General features: G+C 59.6%; 5 protein-coding genes and 1 pseudogene. 3 read left to right on the forward strand and 3 right to left on the reverse strand.

All coding sequences use genetic code 11. From position 1 onward, the window contains the following. The first annotated feature begins 111 nt into the window (after positions 1-111). A pseudogene (locus HQL63_14970) lies at positions 112-348 on the forward strand (IS110 family transposase). 101 nt (positions 349-449) lie between these two features. Here HQL63_14970 and metH read toward each other — a convergent pair. Beyond that, positions 450-4,052, reverse strand: coding sequence for a methionine synthase (gene metH / locus HQL63_14975; protein MBF0178127.1), 3,603 nt, complete (start codon positions 4,050-4,052; stop codon positions 450-452). Positions 4,053-4,235: 183 nt separating this feature from the next. Between metH and HQL63_14980 the strand changes: the two genes are divergently transcribed. Continuing rightward, a complete protein-coding gene (locus HQL63_14980; protein MBF0178128.1) occupies positions 4,236-4,721 on the forward strand; it encodes a hypothetical protein in 486 nt (161 codons plus the stop codon). Positions 4,722-4,857: 136 nt separating this feature from the next. Here HQL63_14980 and pyrE read toward each other — a convergent pair whose 3' ends face one another. Next, entirely contained in the window at positions 4,858-5,535 is a 678-nt protein-coding gene (gene pyrE / locus HQL63_14985; protein ID MBF0178129.1) for an orotate phosphoribosyltransferase, read from the reverse strand. A gap of 48 nt (positions 5,536-5,583) precedes the next feature. On the opposite strand from pyrE, the gene HQL63_14990 reads away from it, so the two are divergent. Further along, positions 5,584-5,904: a septum formation initiator family protein gene (locus HQL63_14990; GenBank protein ID MBF0178130.1), complete on the forward strand. Its 321-nt coding sequence runs from the start codon at positions 5,584-5,586 to the stop codon at positions 5,902-5,904. On the opposite strand, the gene HQL63_14995 is transcribed toward HQL63_14990, so the two are convergent. Next, positions 5,844-8,741 (reverse strand): CZB domain-containing protein, encoded by a 2,898-nt coding sequence (locus HQL63_14995; GenBank protein MBF0178131.1) that lies wholly within the window; start codon positions 8,739-8,741, stop codon positions 5,844-5,846. The two genes, HQL63_14990 and HQL63_14995, sit on opposite strands and share 61 nt — an antisense overlap. Positions 8,742-9,009 lie beyond the last annotated feature (268 nt).

Consider the following 9,009-nt stretch of genomic DNA (forward strand, 5'->3'; position numbering starts at 1 on the left):
CAAATCGTGGTCAGTAAGCTTCATGGAGTGAACCTTGCAATCTGTTGCGACATCGTCCCCATCAAATCATCATTGGGCTTTCAGGTCCAGGGGTCTCTGAACGACTACGTTTTGGCAGGGGTTGCTCCTCTGAACAATGACAGTGGGCGCCACAGTGGAAAACGAGTCATATGGGGAGGTCGCGCTGAACTTCGCTCTACCCTCTACATGAGCACGTTGGTGGCCACTCGTTTCAACCCGGTCATACGCCGCTTTTATCAACGCCTGGTCGATGCAGGAAAACCCAAGAAGGTAGCACTCACGGCCTGCATGCGGAAGCTCCTAACCATTCTCAACGTCATGATAAAAAACATGAAAACATGGACACCCCCCTGGCAGAAACTGCTTGACAGTCAAGACAGTTGCTGGATCCCGATTCGTGGCCGGGTGCTGAAATAGTTACCTTTTGTTCATGCGCTGTTTTCATTTTTCCCGACACTGAAATAACGCGCACCAGGATGGGAAAAATAGTAGCCACAAACCGAGGCTGCCGGCAACATGGCGAAGCTTTCCGTGAGTTCGATTCCGGTGTTTTGCGTGACATCCAGAAGCTTGAAAATGTCAACCTTGGCCGCATGGTCGGGCGAGGCCGGATAGCCGGGGGCAGGACGAATCCCCTGGTAGGCCTCCCGGATCAGTGCCTCATTGTCGAGGTTTTCCTGCGGCACATAACCCCACAACTCCCGACGCACCCGTTCATGGAGGTGCTCGGCAAAAGCCTCGGCCAGACGGTCTGCCAGGGCCTTGACCATGATGGCGCCATAGTCATCACCCTCCTGTTCCAACAGCTTTACGATCCCATCCAGGCCTGTACCGGTGGTAACGGCAAAAAATCCCAGGTGGTCCAGAAGATGGCTGGAGCGGGGAGCGATCCAGTCAGCCAGGGCACGGCAAGGCTGGCCATCGGGATGGGCCTGTCGCTGCCGCTGGGTATGAACCAACATGTGGGTGTCGGAACGCTCTTCGTCTTTGTAGATGGCGATGGTGTCATCATCCGCCAACGTGTTGGCCGGGAAAAGCCCGACCACCCCATGCGCCGTCAGGGAGTCGTCCCGTATGAGACGTGCCAGCCACTCCTGGGCATCCTGAAACAGTCGGGCCGCTTCGGGATGTTTCTCCAGAATGGCCGGATAACGTCCCTTCAACTCCCATACGTGGAAGAATGGGGTCCAATCGATGTAATCCTTGAGAACCTCCAGGGAGTAGTTGCGCAGAACGGTCACCCCGGGATGTCGGGGTTTGGGGGCGGGCGGCGTGGCCACCCAGTCCAGGCGTGGCTTGTGGGCACGCGCCTCGGCCAGGGAAAGCGGACGGGCCTGTTGCTGGCGTACCTGGTGGCTCTCCCGCGCCTGCTGTTGGGAATGACGCAGCTCCTCCACCAGGGAAGCATGGCGCCGCGGGTTGAGAATGTCGGACATGACGCCAGCTGCGCGGGAGGCATCCTGAACATGAAAAACCGGACCGTCATAACAAGGGGCTATCTTGACCGCCGTATGGATCCGGGAGGTGGTGGCCCCGCCAATGAGCAGAGGGATGGTCATCCCCAGACGCTGCATGCCGCCCGCCACTTCGATCATCTGTTCGAGGGAAGGGGTGATCAGCCCGGAAAGACCAATCATGTCGACCTGTTCGGAAACAGCCCTCTGCAAGATGGTCTCTGCGGGAACCATCACCCCCAGGTCGATCACCTCGTAGTTGTTGCACTGCAACACCACCTTGACGATGTTTTTGCCGATATCGTGGACATCCCCCTTGACGGTGGCCATGAGGATGCGGGCGCGTGGTTTGGCGACGCTCCCCGGCCCCTTGGCCGCCTCGATGAACGGGATGAGATACCCCACCGCCTTTTTCATCACCCGGGCGCTCTTCACCACCTGGGGCAGAAACATTTTGCCGGCGCCGAACAACTCACCCACGGCGTTCATGCCGGCCATGAGAGGCCCCTCCACCACGGCAAGGGGATGGGAGGCGGCCTGCCGGGCCAACTCCGTATCGGCTTCGATGAATTCGGTCAGGCCCCGAATCATGGCATGGCGAATCCGTTCATCGACCGGATCGTTGCGCCATGCGTTATCACCAACGGAAACGGCGGCTCCTCCCTTGAAGCTGTCGGCCACCTCCAGGAGGCGGTCGGTGGCATCGGCGCGCCGACAAAGGATGACATCTTCGATACGCTCCCGCAGATGGGGCGGGATGTTGTCATAAACGGCAAGCTGGCCGGCATTGACGATCCCCAGACCCAGACCGGCCTGGATGGCATGGTACAGGAAGACGGCATGCATGGCCTCGCGGATCGGATCGTTTCCCCGGAACGAGAAGGAGACATTGCTGATTCCACCGGAGACCAGGGCATGGGGCAGGGTGGCGCGTATCCAGCGGGCCGCTTCGATAAAGTCCAGGGCGTAGCGGTCATGGGCCGGGATGCCGGTGGCCACGGCAAACACATTGGGATCGAACAGGATATCCTCAGACGGGAAACCGGCCTTTTCGGTCAGGAGACGATAGGCGCGGGTGCAGATCTCCTTGCGCCGGGAGAGGGAGTCGGCCTGCCCCTGCTCGTCGAAAGCCATGACCACGACCGCCGCTCCCAGTTTCCGGGCCAAACCGGCCTGGCGCAGAAAAGGGGCATCCCCCTCCTTGAGGCTGATGGAGTTGACCACCCCCTTGCCTTGCAAACACTGCAAACCCGCCTCCAACACCTCCCAGTTGGATGAATCGATCATCACGGGGATGCGGCTGATATCGGGTTCGGCGGCAATCCGGTGGAGAAAAGTGACCATGGCTGCGCGAGGATCCAGCATCGGATCATCCATGTTGACATCGATGATCTGGGCGCCGCTCTCCACCTGCTGGGAAGCCACCCGGAGAGCCTCCTCCAGATCCTGGTCGCGCATGAGACGGGCGAAACGTTTGGAACCGGACACGTTGGTCCGTTCACCGATGTTGACGAACAGGGATGCCTGGTCGATGTTCAACGGCTCCAGCCCGCTCAGGCGGCAGGCCTTGGGAATGACGGGGAGGGGCCGGGGTGGCACCTCTTTGACCGCAGCGGCGATGGCCCGAATGTGCTCCGGCGTCGTGCCGCAGCACCCTCCGACGATATTGACCATCTCGGAGCGGGCAAACTCCTGAATGGTTTCCGCCATCATGGCGGGGGTTTCGTCGTAGCCGCCGAAAGGGTTGGGAAGCCCGGCGTTGGGATGTACCGAGATGTGCGTTGCGGCAATCCGGGCCAACTCCTGGACAAAAGGACGCAACTGGGCCGCTCCCATGGCACAGTTGAGGCCGATGGTGATGGGTGCGGCATGTGCTACGGAGTTCCAGAAGGCGGCCACCGTCTGCCCGGAAAGGGTGCGGCCACTCTTGTCCGTGATGGTGAACGAAATCATGATGGGAATGTCTTGTTGGCGCTCCTCGATCAACGTCAGGATGGCAAACAGGGCCGCTTTGCAGTTCAAGGTGTCGAAGACCGTCTCCACCATGAGGAGATCCGCCCCCCCATCCAGAAGACCCTGGGCGGCTTCCCGGTAGGTGTGAACCAGCTCCATGAAGGTGACGTTGCGAAATCCCGGATCATTGACCTCGGGTGACATGGAGGCCGTCCGGTTGGTGGGCCCCAGGACGCCGGCGACAAAACGGGGTGGCAGGGGGGCCTGGTCGGCCTCGGCGCGGGCCAGGGCAGCGGCAGCCCGATTGAGTTCATAGACCAGATCGCCGAGGCCATAATCGGCCAGGGAGATGGCGTTGGCGTTGAAAGAGTTGGTCTCAAGAATGTCCGCTCCGGCCTCCAGGTAGGCTCGATGCAGATCGCGTATGACCTCCGGACGGGTGAGAACCAGCAGATCGTTGTTGCCTTTGAACGAGCCAGGATATCCGGCAAAGCGCGTGCCGCGAAAATCCTCCTCGGTCAAATTCAATTTTTGAATCATGGTGCCCATGGCCCCATCCAGGATCAGGATCCGTTCGCCAAGGGATCGCCGGAAGAGGTCTGAACGGGATAACGTGTGGGGCATGGTGGTTCCTTTTTTGGATCTGACATCCTGATGGACGGTTGGCGACCGGGGGAAAAGCGGGTTAAGATGGTGTCAGGTGCCGCGGACGGCTTCCGGGTACAACCACCCCCACCCGGGACGGGCCCGTGTTGCAAAGGATTCCTCGACGCCTGTAGAGTCATCCTTCCTGGAGGTTATAAGGATATGCGATTTGCCTTGATTCTGTCACTCGTGTTGCTGCTGCTCCCTGTCGGGAGCCAGGCCCAGGAGATTTACCAGAAAGATGTCTTCACCGTGCGCAAGCTGGAGGGGGTCTGCAAGCTGGAGATCGCCATGAGCCTGGAAAGGCGTCCTGTGGTCATCCTGGCGCTTTTTGATGGCGGCACGTATTACGACGAAATGTTCACCCTCCATGACCAGATTGGCCTGGCCAAAGGCCCGATGGTCATTCAGTTCGATCAGGAACCTTCGATCCAGGTGGATTTTGCCCCCGGCCTCAACGCCAAGGATGAACATTGGGAGTGGCAATACCTCAACCTGAAAAAAGAGACCCACTCGCTGCTGGAGGAGGTCAAACGGCGGCGCACCATGGAGGTGCGTTTTTCCAACGGAACAAAGGAGTTTCAGTTCTCCGTACCCCTCAAGGGGAGCACCAAGGCCGTCAAGCTCATGAAGGATTGCCCCAAGTAGGGGGAGCCCAAGTAAGGGGAGCCCAAGTAAGGGGAGCAGGAAACGCCAGGACGTGAAGGCCTTTGTCAGGGCTTTGCCCCGAACCCCACCAGGAGGAAAGGCGCAGCCCTTCCTCCTGGACCTCCATCCCAGTTTTTCAATCGTTTTTTGGGTGGGTCTCCGTCCCGTAACGCTGCCGGTAAGCCAGAATGGCCGCATGGGTGCCGGCTTGCTCCGGGGTGTCGCCCAGAAGCGCAAGCAGGTCGGTCAGCCGGGCGATGGCCAGGACGGGCATGTGGTAGAGTTCCGTGATCTCCTGGACGGCGCTTTTATCGCCGCTCCCCCTCTCCTGCCGGTCCAGGGCGATCACCACCCCGGCGGGTTGGGCGTTGGCGGCGTGGATGCGGTCCACGGACTCCCGGATGGAGGTGCCGGCACTGATGACATCGTCGATGATCAAAACCCGGCCTTGCAAAGGGGCGCCGACAAGGGATCCTCCTTCGCCGTGCTCCTTGACGCTCTTGCGATTGAAGGTAAAAGGGATATCCCGGCCATGATGGTCGGCCAGGGCCATGGCCGTGGCCACCGCCAGGGGAATCCCCTTGTAGGCGGGACCGAAAATCATGTCGAAGGCCATGCCGGATTCTTGAATGGTGTCGGCGTAGTGGCGTGCCAAACGGGCCATGGTGCGGCCAGAGTTGAACAGACCGGCATTGAAAAAATAGGGCGAACAACGGCCAGCCTTGGTGGTAAACTCGCCAAAGAGGAGAATTTTCTCATCCATGGCAAAACGCAGAAACTGTTCGCTGCGGGATGAAGAGAGAGTGTGTACCATGGGCGCCTTCCCTTGTTGTGACTGTAACACCGCCGCCAGGACGATGTGATGGATACGAATGGTTCGTCAACCAAATGGGTCTGGATCGGTTTGTGCCTGCTGGCAGCCAATGGCTGGGTGCAATACATGCTCTGGTTTGGAGATCAGGGTCTGGTGCGCTGGCGACGCTCGGAAAACCAGATGATGATCGTGAAAAAGGAGATTGCCGACATATCGGAGCGTATCCGCCGCATCAAGGCTGACATCCTCTCCCTGGAGAAGGAGCCCAACGTCCTGGAAGAGGTGGCGCGGCGCGATATGGGACTGGTCTATGCTGACGAAATTCTCTTCGTTTTTCCCGAGGAACGCAAAACGACCCCGGGGCCATGATCCTTGACCGCCGATGCGATGTAAAGCTGATCCAATAGTTGAAAGAGTTCCTGGCGAATGGTGTCGAAACGGGCCATGCCTTCCGATGCGGCGGTTCGTTTTCCTGCCATGGCGGCAAGGACCGTCTCCTTGCCGGTGAGATGCACTTTTTCGTGGACCTTTCCCAGAGTGTGGAACAACTCCAGGTGACCGAAGAGCCTTTGGCCCTCGGTGTCATACCATCGTCCCAGATCGCACGCATGCGCGTCGCCGGCCTTGTCCGGGGAGATATCGTTTCCGCCATCCAGGACGGCACGCAGCAAATGCCGCAACCAGGCGAGGTGCGCCTGCTTGATGTTTTGAATATCAAAAGGTTCGGATGTTTCCGTGGTATGAGCAACCACGGTGTCCTGTAATTTTTCCACCGGGACGCTGAGCGTGTTGATCAGGATGTCCAGCAGATTGGCCAGTCCGTTGAGCAGCCCCATGCTGGCGGAGATTTGTTGCAGGCTGTCCTCGGCCTTCTCGACGGCGCTCTGACTCTCCTCGATGGCGGCGGCCATGGCGGTGGCAGCATCTTGAATGGCCCGGTTTTGTTCGACCAGATTGTTGCCGGCGAAAACGCTCTGATTGGCGGAAGCGGCGATCTGGGTTGTGCTGCTGGCCACCTCGTTGGTGGACCGGGAGACCTCCTGGGTGGCTGTGGCCAGTTCCATGACGGCGTGTGTCACCTCCGCAGCGGCCTGGGCCACGGTCTGTATGGCGTCAGCAATACCGTTGACGCTCCGGGTCTGCTCGTCCACGGCATCGGCGATCTCCCGGTTGGCGTGATGGACTTTGCCGATACTCTCGGTGATCTGGTCATTGGCGCCGCTGACATCGTTCATGACACCCTGGATCTCCACGATGTGCCCGGCAATCATGTCGGTGGCGCTGGCTGTCTGGCGGGCCAGTTCCTTGACTTCATTGGCCACCACGGCAAACCCCTTGCCCGCGCTGCCGGCTCCGGCGGCTTCGATGGCGGCGTTCAGGGCGAGCATGTTGGTCTGTTCGGCGATATCGTTGATGACTTCGACCACCTTGCTGATTTCCCGGCTGGCAGACTCCAACCGCTGCATGACCTCCTGGGAATGTCGGGCCGATTCTTTGGCGCTTTCAGAAATTTCCCGTGCCAGGAGGCAACGTCCCCTGACCCCCTCCAGGGAGCGGGTCACCGCCTGGATCGACTGGGCGACCGAGTGAACGGAGTTGTCCACCTGTTGGAGGTTTTGGTTCACGTCGGTGATATTGGCGGTGATCTCTTCCGTTGCCGAGGCCACGGTCATGATATGATCGCTCGCCGAGGTGGCCGAGGCGGCAATGGTGGTCAGGTTGCGGCTCAGCTCCTCGGCGGCGATGCCGGTGGCCGACACCCGGGATTCGGTCTCCCTGATGGAACCCTGCATGTTGACCATATGCTGACGCACCTGGGTGTTGTCATCGGCGATATGTTGGATCAACTCACTGTTTTTTCCCGCCTCCTGGGTCAACTCTCCCTTCATGTCCGTCAACATGGGCAGACTGGCCGCCAGTGATCTGGTTTGCAGAGTGGTTTCGGAGATCCAGGCCGGTGGTTGTCGGGATGCATCACTGCGGGTCGATCCGGGCGAAGTGGCGCTTGATCGGGGTGTGGCTGGCGCGGAATCCAGGGGTTGTCGTTGAACGCTGCCCCCTCGGGCGAAACGGTCGATCAGCCAGCCGATACCCGCCACTCCTCCCAGGAGCAGGACAATCAACCAAATGGCGTAAAAGATGATACGGGTCCGCATGGCCACGAGGGGTTGCAACACGTCATCGGCTGCCACTTCGCTGATGATGGCCCAATGCAAACCGGGAATCGTGATCGGGGCATAGGCCACCCATGCCGGTTCGCCCCGATAGCCCGGGAAGGATCCGGTGCCCTTTTTCCCGGCCAACGCTGCTTCGGTAGCCCCGCTGCGAATGGCAAGAAGTCCCATGGTTCGCCCCTGGCTGGCCAGGGTGGCCACCGCTGTCTGGGAGAGCCCGTTCTTTTGCAGAGTGGCCAGGAAGGATTCCCGATTTTCCAGGAAAGGACGGCTGTCGCTGCGCATTTTAAAGTCGGCGCCAACCAGATAGCTCTCGCCCGTGCGTCCCAGGCCGACCGCTTCCCATTGCCCGGCGTGTGTCATGATGGTCTGTAGGGGTTTCTCGGAGATTTGCAGAACCAAAACCCCGATTTTCTGTTTGCCGTCCAGGATCGGGGCTGCGACAAATCCTGCGGGTTCTCCGTACACGGGGGGATGCGGCGTAAAATCTTCCAGGATCACCTGACCGGCGTTTTCCAGAGACAGGGCTTTGTGTACCAGGGAGTCCAGGCTGCCATCCGCAAAAGGTCCACGCCACAGGGCGGTGACAAAATCCGCCTCCTCGCGTGTCGTGTAGACAACGGATCCTGTGTCGGCATCCAGGAGAAGGATATCGGCAAAGCCATGGGTGTGCCGAAACTCCCGAAACAGGGGGTGATATCGGGTGAATGGCTGGTTGGAAGCGACTGGAGCAGAGGCTTGGTCCGATGCGCCTTCTCTGCCGGGGGCGAAAGTTCCACGCAGCTGTTGCATGGCTTCCACCACTTCCCGGTCACGCGCCAGGGTTTGACACCGACCCACAATGCCCCGAAAGTGTTCCTCAATGGTCTCCCGAGTCACCTCCCGGGTGGTGGTCAAGTGTTGAAAAACCTGCATTTTCAGCATGCTTTGCGCCGAATCCAGAGCGATCCACCCCAAAAGAACGGCCAGGATCAGCAACGGCCCGCCGAGGTGCAGCACACCCCCCATGATCCGAATCCCGAGCAATCTCATAAGACCACCACGTCCATAAAACCATCACTGTCTCGGCTGAAAAGACTTCTCCTCATTCCCGGCTGCAAGTCTCTCTCATAACGTGGTCGTTTTGCAATCGTTGACGCAGAGTCACTATTCAGAACCCTTTCAAAAAAGGCTTGGATTATGAAAGCCTTTGTCGGGTGGAATTGGGGTCCAGGGGGCTGGCTCCCTGGCGGGTCAAGGGCAGCGCCCTGGTGATGGGATGGACCCACCCCTCTTCAAATTCGGCCTCTGATGGGCCACA

The organism is Magnetococcales bacterium (genome assembly GCA_015231175.1).
Lineage (GTDB): Bacteria > Pseudomonadota > Magnetococcia > Magnetococcales > DC0425bin3 > HA3dbin3.

What these genes read in the sequence shown, in the direction of transcription:
- pyrE (MBF0178129.1), bottom strand. Translation starts at nt 5,535, where the DNA reads ATGGTACACACTCTCTCTTCATCCCGCAGCGAACAGTTTCTGCGTTTT.
- metH (MBF0178127.1), bottom strand. Translation starts at nt 4,052, where the DNA reads ATGCCCCACACGTTATCCCGTTCAGACCTCTTCCGGCGATCCCTTGGC.
- HQL63_14995 (MBF0178131.1), bottom strand. Translation starts at nt 8,741, where the DNA reads ATGAGATTGCTCGGGATTCGGATCATGGGGGGTGTGCTGCACCTCGGC.
- HQL63_14990 (MBF0178130.1), top strand. Translation starts at nt 5,584, where the DNA reads ATGGATACGAATGGTTCGTCAACCAAATGGGTCTGGATCGGTTTGTGC.
- HQL63_14980 (MBF0178128.1), top strand. Translation starts at nt 4,236, where the DNA reads ATGCGATTTGCCTTGATTCTGTCACTCGTGTTGCTGCTGCTCCCTGTC.